This is a genomic window from Pedobacter sp. SAFR-022 (assembly GCF_051965375.1).
In the GTDB taxonomy this organism is placed as follows: domain Bacteria; phylum Bacteroidota; class Bacteroidia; order Sphingobacteriales; family Sphingobacteriaceae; genus Pedobacter.
Map to the genome: position 1 here is coordinate 853,778 of NZ_JBQCME010000001.1, position 15,880 is coordinate 869,657.

Genomic DNA, 15,880 nt, shown 5'->3' on the forward strand with positions numbered 1-15,880 from the left:
TTAAAAATCAATATTCAACTTCATTACAAAAGCTGGATCAGGCGGGATTTCCCAGTTCGGTCCAGCTTTTAACAGTCTTAGGGCTTCCGCATCGTAAGCTTTTCCCAGGCTCTTGTAAACCCTGACATTCTCCGGCCTGCCGTCTTTCCCGATCGTAAAAGACAACTCTACGGCCTTACCAATCGTCTCTTTTTTCGTCAGCTGATTATTTTCTTTTAAATAACTGAAATAGCCTGGCCAACCAACCGTTGGTTTAGCCTTGTCCATGGCATGTGCCGGATCGAGGTTTACCTCAACTACTGCCGGCACTTTTGCCTTTTGATTGTTGTTATACTTCATCCAGAAGATGATACCCCCCAGGATGAAGATCAACGCTGCCGTAGCAGCAATACTCAGGCGCTGCCCGGTAATCACTGATTCTTTTTTACTTTCTTCATGGCCAGCAATGCGGGTTTCAAGCTGCTTTTGCAACAACGATAAGGACTGCCTGGATCGCTTTGGCGACTGGCTCAATCCAGCCAAGGCCTGCGCAACAAAAGGGTCTTCCAGGGCTTCACGTTCCACCCGGTACATCATCTTGTCATCAAGCTTACCATCCAGGTAATCTTCAAGCACATCAATATCTAACCAGTTACTGTCCTCCACTATTTTTTTCAATACAGATTTTTAAATTTCTTTTGCCATTCTGGATGTAGCTTTTAACCTTTTGCAGGTCGTATCCGGTAATAGCTGCCACTTCTTTGTAGTTCTTCTCCTGCAGGTAAAACAGGTCTACACTGATCCTTTGTTCCGGGGGAAGGGTTTCCATGCACTTTTCCATGGTACTTAGCTGCGTTTCCTTAGCATTATCCATATCAAGATGCACAAAATCACTGTTTTCCACAAGTCCTTCCTCCAAAGAGACCACATTATTTTTGCTCAGCTTCCGCAGCGCCATTAAACAATGGTTCCGGGTAAGCACATGCAACCAGCTTTTGAAGTTCTGAATCTGGTGCAACTTAACTTTCAGCACGAGCTCCTCGAAGATCTGCATCACCGCATCTTTGCTTTGCTCCTCATCCTTGAAGTAATTCAGGCAAACACCATATACCAGGTGCATGTAGCGATTGTACAGCACACCAAGCAGTTCCAGGTCGCCCGTTTGCTGGTACCTGGATATTAATTCAGCATCTTCCAGCTGTTTTAATTTGGTGTTATCTTTTATAAACTTCAAAGCGTTATCTTATAAAATCAAGTATAAAGATAATTTCTCATTCCTCTTAGGAGAATCAACGACAAACCGCCCGAAAAAATTACTGGCTGAAAATTTGCAATTTTGCCGGTATGAAAAAATCATCTTTAAGAAATGCTGTGATGCTGACCATTGCCTCCTGCTTTCTATTTATCAGCAGCTGCGATGTGCAATCAAAAGCCCAACTGGGAAATATTCTGAAGCAGGCAGGTGCCACAGGCACGCCGAGCACGCTTGAGATCGCCTCAGGCATCAAACAAGCACTGGAAATCGGAACTTCAAACGGGGCAGACAAGCTATCCGAGAAAGACGGCTTCCTTGGGAATATGGCCGTAAAGATCCTTTTCCCACCTGAAGCGCAGAAAGTTGAAACCGCCCTTCGTGGTGTGGGTTTGGGCAGCGTGGCTGATAATGTAATCACCAGCTTAAACCGGGCTGCGGAAGATGCGGCGAAAGAGGCCAAGCCGATCTTTCTTGCCGCCATTAAACAGATGACCATTACAGATGCTACAAACATTCTGTTGGGTAAACAAGACGCTGCCACAGACTACTTCAAACGTGTTACCACCGCACAGCTGATGACGAGGTTCAGCCCGATCATAGGCTCCAGCCTCAATAAAGTAGGTGCAACAAAATACTGGACCGAAGCCGCGAACAGCTATAACAAGATCCCATTGGTAAAACCCGTTAATGCAGATCTTACAGCGTATGTAACTCAAAAAGCAATTGACGGCATGTTTGTACAGGTTGCCCAGGAAGAACTACAGATTCGCCAGAACATCAACGCACGCTCTACTACCCTGCTTAAAAAAGTGTTCGGTTACGCAGATAAAAACAAGTAATTAAGTGGCATAAATCGAGGTAGCACTTTCGGTTCCTGGTCGCCTCTTCGCCGCCTATTGTTCGCCTTTTCTTCGCCTATGCTTCGGCTCCAGGCGAAGAAAAGGCGCTAGGGAGGCGCTGAATAGCCGAACCAGGTCTTTTTGATATCCTGATTTTTTAGTATTTTTCAGAAAATTAACTGCTTATGTTATTGACGTTCATCAATCTGGGAGCAACAGAAATATGGCTCCTGATACTCTTCATTTTCTCTACGGTAGTCTTTGCTGCCTACAAAGTATTAAGAAACGAACGTGGAATTTCCATGATCTTTTGGCTGGTTGGGATCTTTGGTGTTCCACCAATCTTTGCAATGATCTATCTGCTGAAGACTTACGCATTCGGCAGCAGCTTAGCAAGAACTGGCGAACGATAAACGCCTATTTAGATCATATGATTGTTAAGGGCTGCTTTCAGGAAAAAGCAGCCCTTAACAATTAACTCAGATGCCCCTGAATTTTGGTAACCAGGTCATTCACATCGAATGGCTTAGCAATGAAAGCTGTAGCACCTGCTTCGGCGGCTATTTTATTTCCTTCAGTGCTGGCGGAGATCACAATAACCGGCAGCTCCTTTGTTCTGGCATTCTGGCGAAGTGTTTTCAGCACCTGGTCACCCGAAAGTACCGGCATCCATAGATCCAGCAGCACCAGATCGGGCTGTTTCTTTTCAATCAGGTTGTAAATATTCAAGCTATTCTGTTCAGGAATGACGTCAAAGCCGGCATCTTCCAAGATCAGGCCGAGCATGTCCAAAATGCCTTCATTATCATCACAAACTAGTATTGTCTTATTCGTCATTTCCCTTTTGTTTTAATGGCAACGTAAAACTGAATGTTGAGCCTTTTCCTTTTTCACTATCCACCCATAATGAACCTCCATGATTCTTCACGATCTGGTCACATAGGTATAATCCGATTCCCATTCCAGGAAAACGTTGCTGGATCTCTCCAACGCGGAAAAACCGTTCAAAGATCCGCTTTTGATTTTCATAACTGATCCCCATTCCAGAATCCATCACGGACACTTTAATGTAGTCGCTTACCAAGGATAAATAGACCACCACTTCCGGAGATTCAGGCGCGTATTTAATCGCGTTAGAGAGCAAATTTGTTATTACTTGAACGATGTGCGGTTCATCACCATTATATGCTATGCCAATTTTTCCCTTAATAACAATTTTCGGGCCTACAGAAGCAAGCTGCATGGCTTCGACCGTTTCTGCCACCATCTTATCAAAGTCAAAATAGGCCCTATGTACTTCTATGTTACCCGTTTGAATCCTGGAAACATCCAATAACTCAGCAATCAGGTTATTCAATCGGTCGATGTAGCTGGCAGTTTTAGTGACAATAGACCTGTACTTTTCACTTGCATTTTCGGGCATTAAGCGTTCTAATACCTGTACATACCCTTTTATGGTTGTAAGCGGTGTTTTCAGCTCGTGACTGGCGATAGAAAGAAAATCGTCCTTTCTCCGGTCTATCTCCCGGCGCTCCGTGATATCTTCAATTGCAAGCAGGATCCGATCTTTATAATTTCCCTTCAACTCCACCCGGTAGGCGTTCAGCAGCATTAGCTTCTTGCCGATGTATGGAAAGTCATGTTCCACCTCAAAATTCTCCACTGGATTGCTGGTTGGTAAAATGCTTACCAATAATTCTTTAAGTTTAGGGATATCCCACTGCCCATTACCAAGATCATAAAGGTGCTTTCCAATGGTATCTTCAATATTTACTTTGAATGTTCTCAAAAAATGATCATTGGCACTTAATACGTTGAATTTTTGGTCGAGCACAATTAAGCTCTCCCGAACGGTCTGGATAATACTTGCCAAATAATCTTCACTATCTTTCAAGCTTTGCGTACGCTCTTCGATACGCTTTTCCATCAGGTCCTGCTGCATCTTAAGCTCCTGCTCCGCTTTTTTGCGAAGGGTGATGTCATTCTGCACCCCTATGAAATGGGTTACTGTACCTTTTTCATCCCGGATGGCCGACATATAAAGCTCGTTCCAGAAAAGTTCTCCGTTTTTACGGTAGTTGCGAATTTCTACACAGCAGTCCTGACCATTCTGAACCGCGTCCCGCAATACAAACCTCATTTCCTGATTACGATCGTCTTTCTGCAAAAAGCGACAGTTATGGCCAATGATCTCAGATCTCACGTATCCGGTCATTTTTTCGAATGCAGCATTGCAGTAAATAATGGGATTATCCGGCTGTAGGTTATCGGTCAGGATGATACCGGAAATTGAAGCATCGATAGCCTTTGAAATAAGTTCAAAGTCCTTTTTGGTGTCTTGGTGGCTAAAAGAGAACTCACCGTTGTTGATATTGTCCAATGGTAATGTTTATTGAAAATCTGAGATTCAAAGTAAGTTATTATTCCGCTAACAACAAAAAAGCCGCCAAGGTTCTCCTGGCGGCTCAATTATAGGATGATGATCGTTAAGGAAGTAAGGTATCTTTGATATTTTCGATGATGCCTTTATCCATGCCACCTGTCATTTGTTGCTCTTGAGCAAAACCTTTAACATCCGGTGGGCCTAGTTGAGGCTCGCCACCAAATGGCTCAGCAGGCACGTATCTGAACTGACCTTTTCCATCAATCGATGGTCCACTAGCCCAGCGTGCATCGGGAGCAACAGTAGGTTTTTCGATGTTTGTAGATACAAAGGCATAGTCAAAGGCCTCGACATGATCTGCCATTGGGAAAGTGTTTGGTATCGGTAAGTTTGCACTTACGCCGCCTAAATCTTCCAATACTGCCAGCCACTGGTTCTGGTGCATGGCATCACGGGTAATCAGGAAGGACAGCATATCTTTCATACCAGGATCGTCGGTTAAGCCGTATAAGCGGGTAGCCAGCACACGGCCAGTAGATTCGGCCATCACGTTTGCATACATATCCGCAGCGATATTTCCACTACCTACAACCCATGAACCGTTGAATGGAACGCCGTTCGCATCAACAGCCATGGCCGCAAGTCCTGAAGACAGCACGTGTCTAGGATCCATTCCACCTAGAATATTACTCACCAATGGATTTTCTCCGGCAATTTTATCTCTCAACTCGTGCGTTGCACCTTCAAGGTTCAGGGCAACAGCAGTGCACAGCATTTCAATGTGCGCGATTTCCTCGGTACCAGTATCCAGTAGCATGTCGCGGTATTTGTTTGGACCACGGTTTCCCCATGCCTGGAAAAGATATTGCAGACAGACTCTGATCTCTCCTTCAATACCGCCAATGGCTTGTTGCAGGAGCTTAGCAAATGCGGGGTTTGGTTTTTCTACGCGTACCTGGTACTGTAGCTTGTTGTCATGATAGAACATAGTTAATTCGTTTTTGGTTGTTTAAAATAGGTTGACGGAGATTTCAACAAGTCAGCTTCCGCGGAGGTTTCAGAAACCGGAACTTCAGGTAGTAAGAGAAGAAAAGAAGGGTATATTTAATCGTACAAAGAGCAGCCAAGAAGGTAGAATACCCAAGCAGCTACATGGATTCCTGCAACTTAACGAAGCACACCCTCTGAGCCCTACATACATGATTAAAATTACACCCGGAGTTTGTAGGCATTAATCCTAAGGTCGGTTTGCTGATCTCCTTTGTTACAATAATCTTATGTAATTGTAATCCGCAGATTGCTTTATTGCTGATTGATAATCTTAGCTTAACATCGTTGTAATACTTGCTTGATAGTTTCGCCTCATCAAACAGCAAGTACATGATAAGACGATTACTACTACTTCTATTTATTTCCGTTTTGGGCTTAAGCGCCTCTGCACAAAAAACAGGGATTATTTCTGGTAAGGTCACCAGTCTGGAAGGCAATATCTCCATGCCAGGAGCAACCATCCGACTGTTAAATGCCGGAAATAAATACACCGTATCCAATCAGATCGGCGATTTTGAATTCCTGAATGTACAAGCTGGCACCTACCAGATTGAAGTAATGTATATTGGCTATGGGTCGCAACGGAAAGAGGTTGTTGTTGATGCTGGCAGAAATACCAGTGTCAATCTTGTATTGGGCAGTACCGCAGAAAACCTTCATGACGTGGTGATCCGCGGCGACCGTGGCCTTGGCCAGGCACGGGCACTGAACCAGCAGAAAACAAACCGTAACATCAGCAATGTCATATCATCCGATCAAGTTGGAAGGTTCCCGGATGCTAACATAGGCGACGCATTAAAGCGTGTGCCGGGCATCACCATGCAAAACGATCAGGGGGAAGCACGAAATATCATCATCCGCGGATTAGCACCTGCACTGAACTCCGTTACCCTAAACGGCGATCGCATACCATCCGCCGAAGGCGACAACAGGAATGTGCAAATGGACCTGATCCCATCTGATATGATCGCAACGATCGAAGTGAATAAAACACTGACCCCGGATATGGACGCCGATGCAATTGGTGGCTCAGTAAACCTGATTACCCGGGCAACACCGAATGCTGAGCGCATCTCCGCAACACTTGCAGGAGGCTATGGCCCCATTCGTAAAAGCGGCATTGTGACCGGCGGACTTGTTTACGGCAACCGTTTCCTCAACAACAAACTTGGTGTGGTGGCCAGTGGATCCTATAACAACAATGACTTTGGATCGGATAACATCGAAGCCGTTTGGGTGAAAGATGAATTCAATAACACTTATGTGCAGGAATCTGATATCAGAAAATATGATGTGCAACGGATTCGCAGGAGTGCCGCCCTGGCTTTAGACTTCAAGTTTAACGAGAACAACACCATCTTTGCCAATGCCATATACAACTGGAGGGATGACCGCGAGAACCGGTTCAGAACGACCTATGACAACCTTGTACCGACTTATAATGGAGAGACCATTACTGGCTTTACGGGGGACATTAAGCGGGAAACCAAAGGCGGCAGTGCAAACAGCCGGAATAGAAGCCGCAGGCTGGAAGATCAGCGCGTGCAAAACTATGCTTTAAGAGGTGAGCACCTGCTGAATGCCAAGCTGGATCTGGACTGGTCCGTAAACTATGCTACCGCCAGGGAATTCAGGCCAAATGAACGATATATTGAGTTTGAACAAGAGAATGCAAGCATGTCTGAGGACCTCAGTAACTTGCGGAAACCATTGGTATTTCATACCGGTAATGCCTTGAACTTATTTGAGCAATCTGCACTTTCGGAAAACAGAGACCATACAGAAGAAACTGAACTTGGTGGGAAGTTAAACATCAGGATTCCTTTTTCAGTGATTTCAGGTCAAAAAGGAAGATTGAGAACTGGTCTGCGCGCCAGGATCAAAGATAAATCCAGGAACAACATCTTCTATTCTTATGAACCTGAGGATGAGCGTACCCTTTCCGAAGTACCGGGGAACTATTATAGCGGCCAGGGTTTCAATCCTGGAAGCAAGTTCGTACCTGGTGCATTTGCATCCGCAAGCTACCTTGGCAACCTGAACCTGTACGACCCCGAGCTATTTACACCTGAACTTGATCCTTCGGAATTTCTCTCGCAAAACTATAAGGCCAAAGAGCACATCTATGCAGGTTACATCAGGTGGGACCAGGATTTCAATGATAAACTGTCTATGATTGTCGGCGCAAGGATTGAAAATACACGCATCAACTACACCGGGAACCGTGTACTGGATGAAGAAGAACTGGAAGCTGAAATCAACACCAAAAACAGCTATACGAATGTGATGCCCGGGCTTTCTTTCAAGTACGATGCAACCAATGACCTGGTACTTCGGGCAGCATTTACCACCGCACTTGCCCGCCCCGATTATTATGCGCTTGCACCTTTCGTGAATAACAATGCTGCAGATACGGAAATCTCGGCAGGTAACCCGGCCTTGAAGGCGACCTATGCATACAACTTTGACTTCATGGTGGAGAACTACTTCAAGTCGGTCGGTCTGGTCTCTGCAGGTGCATTTTACAAGAACCTGAATAACTTCATCTACACCTATAGCAACAACCAGTACACTGCTGCAAACTTCGCTGGCGACTTCCCTGATCAGGCAAACCCAATCCCTTCTACTGAAAGCTGGACCTTTATCCAGTCCAGAAACGGCGATAACGTTGATGTATATGGGTTTGAATTCGCTTTCCAAAGACAGCTGGACTTTTTACCAGGAAAATTTCTGAAGGGTTTTGGTATCTATGCAAATTATACCTACACCAAATCCAAGGCAAAAGGAATTGCAGATGAGGGAGGCACGGAACGATTGAATGTTACTTTACCTGGTACTGCACCACACATGCTCAATGGCTCCCTGTTTTGGGAAAACAAGAAGTTTTCTGCCAGGATATCTGCTAACTATACCTCAAGCTACCTCGATGAACTTGGGTCTGAGGAGTTCAACGACAGCTATTATGACAAGCAGTTCTTTCTTGACCTGAATGCTTCATACAAGATCCAAAAGCACATCCGGATTTTCGCTGAAGCCAACAACATTACCAATCAGCCCTTGCGTTACTACCAGGGATCCACTGCACTAACGAAACAACTTGAATACTATCAGGCACGTTATAACCTGGGACTTAAATTCGATTTCTAGGCTGCAAGACAGAAAACCCGCAGAACCCAGGCCTAAACTAATGCCCTCCGGGCGCCAAGATTATGATACAAAGAACAACAATATTATACCTCGCGATCCTTGCTGCACTAAGTTCATGCAGTAGCAGCAAACTGGCTTCCATCCAACCCAATGCCTTAAAACCTGTGGTGGTCACCCAGCCGACACCACATGATACGGATGACCCTGCAATCTGGATCAATCCAGCAGACGCCAGCCAAAGCCTGATTGTGGGAACAGATAAAGACAGTGATGGCGGACTTTACCTCTACAATCTTAAAGGAGAAATCATCAACAAATCAGAACCACTGAAAAGGCCAAATAATGTTGACATCGCTTATCAATTTCAGCTCGGCAACCGAACTTTAGATATCGCAGTGACGACGGAACGGGAAACAAATAAGATCCGCATCTTCTCCTTACCGGACCTGAAGCCAATTGACAACGGCGGGATCCCTGTATTTGAAGGCGAAACGGAGCGTGATCCAATGGGCCTCTCTATTTATACCAGGCCCTCAGATAAGGCGATATTTGTGATTGTGGGACGTAAGACCGGCCCATCCGGCAGCTATCTGTGGCAGTATAAACTGGAAGAAAGCAAAGGCGCAGCGACGGCTACGGTGGTTAGAAAGTTTGGCAGCTTTAGCGAAAAAAAAGAGATCGAAGCGATTGCTGTGGATAATGAACTTGGCTACATCTATTATTCAGATGAACAGGCTGGCGTAAAAAAATACTATGCGGATCCTGATAAGAAGGACGATGCGGAGCTGGCTTTCTTTGGACAGAACGACTTCAAGGCAGACCATGAAGGTATTGCAATCTATAAGAGTTCAGCAACGACAGGTTACCTGTTGATTTCGAATCAACAAAAGAACACCTTCATGGTTTATGCTCGTGAAGGCAGTGATGGTGATGCGAATAAGCATACGCTATTGGCCGAAATCCCGGTTTCTACCATTGAATGTGATGGTGCCGATGTGACTAGTGTAAACCTGGGCGGACAATTCCAAAAGGGCATGTTTGTAGCCATGAGCAATGGTATGACTTTTCATTTGTATGACTGGAGACCTATACAGGCTTTGATCGATCAGGCTGGTAAATAGCTTGTTGCTGCTCCCGTAACTAGTTTAAGATACATCTGGATTTTAAATTAATAAAGGTTACTTTTATAGGAGTAATAACAAAAAGTATATTGGATTTTAAAGATTTTAATTTTAACCCTGATCTATATGAGGGTTTATCGGCGATGGGCTTTCGAAATGCCACGCCAATACAGGAGCAGGCCATTCCTTTAATTCTGGCAGACAAAGACCTGATTGCCTGCGCGCAGACGGGTACAGGTAAAACCGGCGCCTATCTACTGCCGGTGATGAACAAGATCAGTTTACAGGAAAACCGTCATAATAACACCTTGATTCTGGCTCCGACCAGGGAACTTGCACAGCAGATCGATTTGCAGGTGGAGGCCTTGTCTTATTTCACCAACATTAGCTCACTGACCGTATATGGTGGTGGGGACGGGATCGCCTATGAGCAGCAAAAACGCTCAATGCGTGAGGGTGTAGACATCATCATTGCCACTCCAGGCCGGTTGATCTCCCACCTTTCCTCCGGATTACTGAAGCTGGATCAGCTACAACACCTGATCCTGGATGAGGCAGACCGCATGTTGGATATGGGCTTCTATGATGATATCATGAAGATCATCAGTTTCCTGCCGGAAAAGAGACAAACCATACTTTTCTCGGCAACCATGCCGCCAAAGATCAGAACACTTGCGGCAAAGCTGTTGCATAAACCTGAACAGGTGAGCATCGCCATTTCACAACCCGCAGCAGGTATTAACCAACAGGCGTATTTTATTCACGATAGTCAGAAGGTAAAGCTATTGACGGAAATCATGAACCCGGAGGTTTACCCAAGTGTACTCATCTTTGCTTCGACCAAGGAGAAAGTTAAGAATTTGGGTAAGGTGCTGCGAGGATTGAAGTTTAAAGCGGAAGCTTTCCACTCTGACCTGGATCAGAAAGAACGTGAAGCGATATTATCAGAGTTTAAAAATAAACGTGTACCTGTACTGATTGGTACGGATGTACTGTCGAGGGGAATTGATGTGGAAGGTATTTCACTGGTGATCAATTTCGACGTACCACATGACCCGGAAGATTATGTACACCGGATTGGTCGTACAGCTCGTGCAGCAACTACCGGAACGGCCATCACACTGGTAAATGATAAGGACAAGCGTAAGTTTGCCAATATTGAAAAGCTGATTGATAAGGCGATTAACCGTATTCCACTGCCTGAGCATTTTGGCCCTGTAACGGAAAGTGAGACCGCCGAAAAGCCGGCGCACAATAAGCCAAGGCGCAAGTTCTTTAAGAAGAAACCGCAAGCGAAATAGCCTATGCCGAACCTAGCTCCTTTAGCAGAGCGCATGCGCCCACAGAATCTGGACGAATATGTTGGCCAGAAACACCTGGTGGGTCAGGATGCGGTACTGAGAAAAGCCATTCAAAGCGGTCAGCTGCCTTCGATGATCTTTTGGGGCCCTCCGGGTGTGGGTAAAACCACCCTGGCCTATATCATTTCGAAAACACTGGACCGCCCTTTTTTTAATCTTAGCGCGATTAACTCCGGGGTAAAGGATATCCGTGAGGTGATAGACCGTGCTACCGCGCTGAAAGATAGTCTGCTAGGCCTGCCGATCCTGTTTATTGATGAGATTCACCGCTTTTCTAAGTCACAACAGGATAGTCTCCTGGGTGCTGTAGAACGTGGACTGGTTACGCTGATCGGCGCAACAACGGAGAACCCTTCTTTTGAAGTTATCTCGGCTTTACTTTCCCGAAGTCAGGTTTACATATTGAAGTCGTTGGATGAAGCGGAGCTGAAAGGCCTGCTGGAAACCGCCATTGCCGAGGATGTGGTGCTTAAGCAGAAGAACATCACCTTAAAGGAACATGAAGCGTTAATCAGGCTCTCCGGCGGCGACGCCAGGAAACTGCTGAACGTGCTTGAAATAGCCATAAACGGCATTGGCGGCGACAACATTGTGCTGACCAATGAAAGTGTGCTTGCACATGCGCAGCAGAACCTGGCCATGTATGATAAAGCGGGTGAACAGCATTACGACATCATTTCCGCTTTCATCAAATCCATCCGGGGCTCGGACCCGAATGCCGCCGTTTACTGGCTGGCGCGTATGATTGAAGGTGGTGAAGATCCGCTGTTCATCGCCCGAAGGCTTGTGATCCTGGCTGCAGAAGATATCGGCAACGCCAATCCAAATGCCTTATTATTGGCGAACAACTGCTTCCAGGCGGTAAATGTGATTGGATTTCCGGAATCCAGGATCATCCTCTCCCAGGCGGTGACCTATATGGCCTCATCTGCGAAAAGCAATGCGGCTTATGAAGCCATTAACAAAGCGCAGCAGCTGGTGCGGGAAACCGGCAATTTGCCAGTACCGCTGCACATCCGCAATGCGCCAACGAAGCTCATGAAGAACATTGGCTATGGTAAAGATTACCAGTATTCACATGGCTTTGAAGGGAATTTCTCCGAACAGGAGTATATGCCCGAGCAGATCAGTGGCACCAAGCTGTATGATCCGGGTAAAAACCCTGCAGAGGAAAAGCTACGGGAAAAACTGCGCCAGAATTGGAAGAAGAAATATAACTACTAAATATGCTGAATACATTTTTAAGTCACCAGTGGAAGGGCTTTTTCCGGGCCAGAGGTAAAGGAACGAGCATCGCTGTCCAGATCATTATGGGCTTGCTGATCCTCTACCTACTGCTTTGTGCATTAGCGGTCGGCTTCTTTATGGATAAGCTTATCCACCAGCTTTATCCCGACCGCGCGGTGATGGATGTATTCAACGGCTTGATCCTATACTATTTTGCACTTGAATTTTTATCCAGGATACAAATACAGGAGCTGCCTACACTGGCCATTGTGCCTTATCTGCATTTGAAAATTCCGAAGCGTAAGCTGGTGAACTTCTTAAACATACGGGCTATTTTCTCTGCCTTTAACATCTTCCCGCTGTTCCTGTTCTTCCCCTTCATACTGATGAACGTGATGGGAACATACGGTGGTTTTGCGGCCATGATGTACATGCTTGCAGTGGTATCCCTTTCGATTTTCAATAACTACCTGGCGCTATATGTAAAGCGACTTTCCATATCGAACACCCGCTTTGTTGTTATCGGATTCTTAGTGCTGATTATACTGGGTTTACTGGAGTACTTTAAAGTGTTCTCCATTGCTGCAGTTTCCAATCAGATCTTCAGCGCTGTAGCGAAACAACCACTCATTGCCTTGGTGTTCCCTTTGGCTGCGGTCGGGGTCTTTATTATGAACGCGAACTACCTGCGCAAGAACCTGTACATGGAAGAACTCCGTTCGGGCGAAGAAAAGAAAACCAGCACAGACTATCCTTTTCTGGATCGCTTTGGTGCTGCTGGTCAGCTTGCGGCCCTGGAGATTAAACTGATATTACGCAATAAGCGAAGCAAATCTACGGTATCTAAAGGCCTGCTATTTATTTTCTACGGATTGCTTTTCTACAAGCAAAAGGAACTGGATCAGAACAACTTTGGTCTGATGCTCTTCGCCGCAGTGTTCATGACTGGCAATATGGTGCTGCTATATGGGCAGTTTATGTTTGGCTGGCAAAGTGCTGAATTTGATGGCTTGCTGAGTAATAAAGTGCGCGTACAGACCTTCTTCCGGGCGAAGCTGCTACTGTTTACCTTGGCTTCTACGGTATTAACAGCGGTGGTGAGCTTGTATGGCTTCATCAGTTGGAAGATTCTGGTGGTACAGTTCGCGGCTTATTTCTTCAGCATTGGGATTGCTCCAATTGTGGTCATGTACATGGCCACGTTTAACTACAAGGCCATTGATATGAAAAGCGGTTCCAGCTTCAATTGGCAGGGTGTAGGTGCGACCTCCATGTTGATGAGCCTGCCGGTATTCCTGATACCATACCTCTTCTACGTGCCATTTAACCTGATGGGAAAGCCTTACTGGGGCCTCGCGGCATTGGGTATTGCAGGTTTAATTTGCTTTTTAAGCCGCAGCTTCTGGATAGACGTATTAGTGAATGCATTTAACAAGAGAAAATATAAAATCGCCGAAGGCTTCAGAGAAAAATAATGATTGTAGAAATTAAGAACCTAAAGAAGATCTACGCGGAACGTACCGTGGTGAATATTCCGCAACTGCAAATTAATGAAGGTGAAACCATCGGCTTGGTGGGGAACAATGGCGCAGGTAAAACCACGCTGTTCCGCATGCTGTTGGACCTGATCCGGCCGGATGAAGGTGGTATCTTCTCTAAAGGCGAGAATGTTGCTAAAACGGACGATTGGAAGAACTATACCGCATCTTTCCTGGATGAGAACTTCCTGATCGATTACCTGACACCGGAGGAGTATTTTATCTTTATTGGCAGTCTGCACAACATGACACGTGCTGATGTAGAGCAGTACCTATTGCGGTATGTGGAGTTTTTCAATGGCGAGATTCTGAACAGCGGCAAGTACATCCGTGACTTCTCTAAAGGCAACCAGAACAAGGTGGGCATTGCAGCGGCATTGATGCAGAACCCTGAACTGCTGATTCTCGATGAGCCATTCGCCAACTTAGACCCGACCACACAAATACGGTTAAAATCCCTGGTAAAAGGCTTAAGGACAACACATCAGGTTACGACGATCGTTTCAAGTCATGACCTCAACCACGTGACCGATGTGTGCGACAGGATCATCCTGCTGGAAAAAGGCATCGTGATTAAGGATATACAAACTACAGAAAATACGTTACAGGAGCTGGAAACCTACTTCTCGGAGTAATACTGTTTAGAAAACAGGGCAACTTACACAGTTGCTCTACACACTTTTTCTCACCTTAATTCTTGGTACTGCAATATTCTTGTTAGTTAACAATAAAAACTAATAAGCATATCTTGGCATCAGGTTTGATTTAGCCCCGGTTTAAAACATACATTATGATTATCTCAAAATTTAAAACAGCAACATTAAGTATAGCATTGGCTATCGGTGCAATGGCATTCCAGTCATGCGATAGTTTAACTAAAACACAAAAGGGTGCGGGTATCGGTGCAGCAACAGGCGGCGTAATTGGTGCCATCATTGGTAAAAAAGCAGGTAACACTGCAGTAGGTGCCGTATTGGGTGGTGCAATTGGTGGTACCGCAGGTGGTTTCATTGGTAAAAGAATGGATAAGCAAGCTGCTGAGATCGAGCAGACTTTACCAAATGCAGAGGTAATCCGTGAAGGTGAAGGTATCATTGTAAAGTTCGACAGCGGTATTTTGTTCGACTTTGACAGCAGCAACCTGAAAGAAGCTTCTAAAGACAACATCAAAAAGCTTGCAGCTTCATTGAATCAATATCCAGGTACAGACATTAAAGTTATCGGTCATACCGATAGCCGTGGTACAGAAGCTTATAACATGAGTTTATCTGAGCGCAGAGCAGCAGCGGTAAAAGCTTATGCGGTAGCTCAGGGCGTGCCAGCATCAAGGTTATCTACCGTAGGTAAAGGTTTTTCAGAGCCTATTGGTGACAACGCTACTGAAGCAGGAAGAGCAACCAACCGTAGGGTTGAGATTGTAATTGTTGCGAATGATGACTTGAAGAAAGAAGCTAAAGCACAAAGCTAGGCGAGTTTACAATGAGCATTAGAAAGCTTTTCCTAAGGGAAAGCGACCAAATATAAAAAGGCCTCCTACAATTCAGGAGGCCTTTTTATTTGAATAAGATTCTTGTATGATAAGGTTCTTCGCCTTTAGGCGTTGAATTCATCGCCGTAGATTTCCTCGAAATAGGTAACCGCCAATGATTTCAGCAGTAGCTCCTGCTCCATCATGGCAAATGCAGGCACTGGTTTAATTAGCTTCCAGTGCGGCCAGCCATCCTGATCGAGTCCTTCGAGTTCGTAAAAGCCCATTTCACTTAAAAGCCTGCAGGTGGCGATATGCATCAGCTCTTCCTTTTGGCGCTTGCTGTATTTTCCAGGGCCTTTTCCCAACTCCTGTACCCCGATTAGAAACAGGATAACCTTCAAGTCCGGCTCATCAGAATCAAATTCCTTAGCGATCTTTTGCTGCAAAATCTTCCATTTTGCATGAATTTCTGAAGGTTTCATACTGCAAAGATACGCTTATATGCTTAC

Annotated in this window: 15 protein-coding genes and 1 pseudogene; 10 read left to right on the plus strand and 6 right to left on the minus strand. The window is 45.4% G+C overall.

Annotation, left to right across the window (positions count from 1 at the left end; genetic code table 11):
* Together ACTHQF_RS03665 and ACTHQF_RS03670 are read right to left on the minus strand one after the other, a co-directional pair.
* A complete protein-coding gene (locus ACTHQF_RS03665; protein ID WP_440428499.1) occupies positions 1 to 657 on the minus strand; it encodes an energy transducer TonB in 657 nt (218 codons plus the stop codon).
* A complete protein-coding gene (locus ACTHQF_RS03670) occupies positions 632 to 1,213 on the minus strand; it encodes an RNA polymerase sigma factor (protein ID WP_440428500.1) in 582 nt (193 codons plus the stop codon). Before ACTHQF_RS03670 ends, ACTHQF_RS03665 begins: the two co-directional genes overlap by 26 nt.
* Before the next feature lie 110 nt (positions 1,214 to 1,323).
* Here ACTHQF_RS03670 and ACTHQF_RS03675 point away from each other — a divergent pair, with 110 nt between their 5' ends.
* Positions 1,324 to 2,073, plus strand: a complete 750-nt coding sequence (locus tag ACTHQF_RS03675; protein WP_440428501.1) for a DUF4197 domain-containing protein — start codon at positions 1,324 to 1,326, stop codon at positions 2,071 to 2,073.
* Between the two features lie 185 nt (positions 2,074 to 2,258).
* Complete coding sequence (locus ACTHQF_RS03680) at positions 2,259 to 2,486, plus strand: hypothetical protein (protein WP_440428502.1); 228 nt, start codon at positions 2,259 to 2,261, stop codon at positions 2,484 to 2,486.
* Positions 2,487 to 2,547: 61 nt separating this feature from the next.
* Here ACTHQF_RS03680 and ACTHQF_RS03685 read toward each other — a convergent pair whose 3' ends face one another.
* The 3 genes from ACTHQF_RS03685 to ACTHQF_RS03695 form a co-directional block, all read right to left on the minus strand.
* Positions 2,548 to 2,910: a response regulator gene (locus tag ACTHQF_RS03685; protein ID WP_440428503.1), complete on the minus strand. Its 363-nt coding sequence runs from the start codon at positions 2,908 to 2,910 to the stop codon at positions 2,548 to 2,550.
* Complete coding sequence (locus tag ACTHQF_RS03690) at positions 2,900 to 4,453, minus strand: PAS domain-containing protein (protein WP_440428504.1); 1,554 nt, start codon at positions 4,451 to 4,453, stop codon at positions 2,900 to 2,902. The genes ACTHQF_RS03685 and ACTHQF_RS03690 overlap by 11 nt, the downstream gene beginning before the upstream one ends.
* A 106-nt stretch (positions 4,454 to 4,559) precedes the next feature.
* Positions 4,560 to 5,444, minus strand: coding sequence for a manganese catalase family protein (locus ACTHQF_RS03695; protein WP_440428505.1), 885 nt, complete (start codon positions 5,442 to 5,444; stop codon positions 4,560 to 4,562).
* A gap of 392 nt (positions 5,445 to 5,836) precedes the next feature.
* Here ACTHQF_RS03695 and ACTHQF_RS03700 point away from each other — a divergent pair, with 392 nt between their 5' ends.
* The 8 genes and pseudogenes from ACTHQF_RS03700 (at position 5,837) to ACTHQF_RS03735 (ending at position 15,368) form a co-directional block, all read left to right on the plus strand.
* On the plus strand, positions 5,837 to 8,653 hold the full coding sequence (locus ACTHQF_RS03700; protein ID WP_440428506.1) for a TonB-dependent receptor: 2,817 nt from the start codon (positions 5,837 to 5,839) through the stop codon (positions 8,651 to 8,653).
* A 62-nt stretch (positions 8,654 to 8,715) separates the two neighbouring features.
* Positions 8,716 to 9,774, plus strand: coding sequence for a phytase (locus ACTHQF_RS03705; protein WP_440428507.1), 1,059 nt, complete (start codon positions 8,716 to 8,718; stop codon positions 9,772 to 9,774).
* An 89-nt stretch (positions 9,775 to 9,863) separates the two neighbouring features.
* The gene (locus tag ACTHQF_RS03710) at positions 9,864 to 11,075 is read left to right on the plus strand and encodes a DEAD/DEAH box helicase (protein WP_440428508.1); all 1,212 of its coding nucleotides are present in this window, start codon (positions 9,864 to 9,866) and stop codon (positions 11,073 to 11,075) included.
* Positions 11,072 to 11,140: pseudogene (locus tag ACTHQF_RS03715) on the plus strand (hypothetical protein); the annotation flags it as partial. The gene ACTHQF_RS03710 and the pseudogene ACTHQF_RS03715, both read left to right, overlap by 4 nt.
* A complete protein-coding gene (locus tag ACTHQF_RS03720; RefSeq protein WP_440428984.1) occupies positions 11,109 to 12,359 on the plus strand; it encodes a replication-associated recombination protein A in 1,251 nt (416 codons plus the stop codon). The pseudogene ACTHQF_RS03715 and the gene ACTHQF_RS03720, both read left to right, overlap by 32 nt.
* 2 nt (positions 12,360 to 12,361) lie before the next feature.
* The gene (locus tag ACTHQF_RS03725; RefSeq protein WP_440428509.1) at positions 12,362 to 13,837 is read left to right on the plus strand and encodes a DUF5687 family protein; all 1,476 of its coding nucleotides are present in this window, start codon (positions 12,362 to 12,364) and stop codon (positions 13,835 to 13,837) included.
* Positions 13,837 to 14,535: an ABC transporter ATP-binding protein gene (locus ACTHQF_RS03730; RefSeq protein ID WP_440428510.1), complete on the plus strand. Its 699-nt coding sequence runs from the start codon at positions 13,837 to 13,839 to the stop codon at positions 14,533 to 14,535. The genes ACTHQF_RS03725 and ACTHQF_RS03730 overlap by 1 nt, the downstream gene beginning before the upstream one ends.
* 155 nt (positions 14,536 to 14,690) lie before the next feature.
* Positions 14,691 to 15,368, plus strand: coding sequence for an OmpA family protein (locus ACTHQF_RS03735; protein WP_440428511.1), 678 nt, complete (start codon positions 14,691 to 14,693; stop codon positions 15,366 to 15,368).
* A gap of 125 nt (positions 15,369 to 15,493) precedes the next feature.
* On the opposite strand, the gene ACTHQF_RS03740 is transcribed toward ACTHQF_RS03735, so the two are convergent.
* Complete coding sequence (locus ACTHQF_RS03740; protein ID WP_440428512.1) at positions 15,494 to 15,853, minus strand: hypothetical protein; 360 nt, start codon at positions 15,851 to 15,853, stop codon at positions 15,494 to 15,496.
* Positions 15,854 to 15,880: the final 27 nt, after the last annotated feature.

Coding starts and splice junctions, on each gene's coding strand:
- ACTHQF_RS03675 (WP_440428501.1), top strand. CDS start 1,324: ATGAAAAAATCATCTTTAAGAAATGCTGTGATGCTGACCATTGCCTCC.
- ACTHQF_RS03680 (WP_440428502.1), top strand. CDS start 2,259: ATGTTATTGACGTTCATCAATCTGGGAGCAACAGAAATATGGCTCCTG.
- ACTHQF_RS03685 (WP_440428503.1), bottom strand. CDS start 2,910: ATGACGAATAAGACAATACTAGTTTGTGATGATAATGAAGGCATTTTG.
- ACTHQF_RS03695 (WP_440428505.1), bottom strand. CDS start 5,444: ATGTTCTATCATGACAACAAGCTACAGTACCAGGTACGCGTAGAAAAA.
- ACTHQF_RS03700 (WP_440428506.1), top strand. CDS start 5,837: ATGATAAGACGATTACTACTACTTCTATTTATTTCCGTTTTGGGCTTA.
- ACTHQF_RS03705 (WP_440428507.1), top strand. CDS start 8,716: ATGATACAAAGAACAACAATATTATACCTCGCGATCCTTGCTGCACTA.
- ACTHQF_RS03720 (WP_440428984.1), top strand. CDS start 11,109: ATGCGCCCACAGAATCTGGACGAATATGTTGGCCAGAAACACCTGGTG.
- ACTHQF_RS03725 (WP_440428509.1), top strand. CDS start 12,362: ATGCTGAATACATTTTTAAGTCACCAGTGGAAGGGCTTTTTCCGGGCC.
- ACTHQF_RS03730 (WP_440428510.1), top strand. CDS start 13,837: ATGATTGTAGAAATTAAGAACCTAAAGAAGATCTACGCGGAACGTACC.
- ACTHQF_RS03735 (WP_440428511.1), top strand. CDS start 14,691: ATGATTATCTCAAAATTTAAAACAGCAACATTAAGTATAGCATTGGCT.
- ACTHQF_RS03740 (WP_440428512.1), bottom strand. CDS start 15,853: ATGAAACCTTCAGAAATTCATGCAAAATGGAAGATTTTGCAGCAAAAG.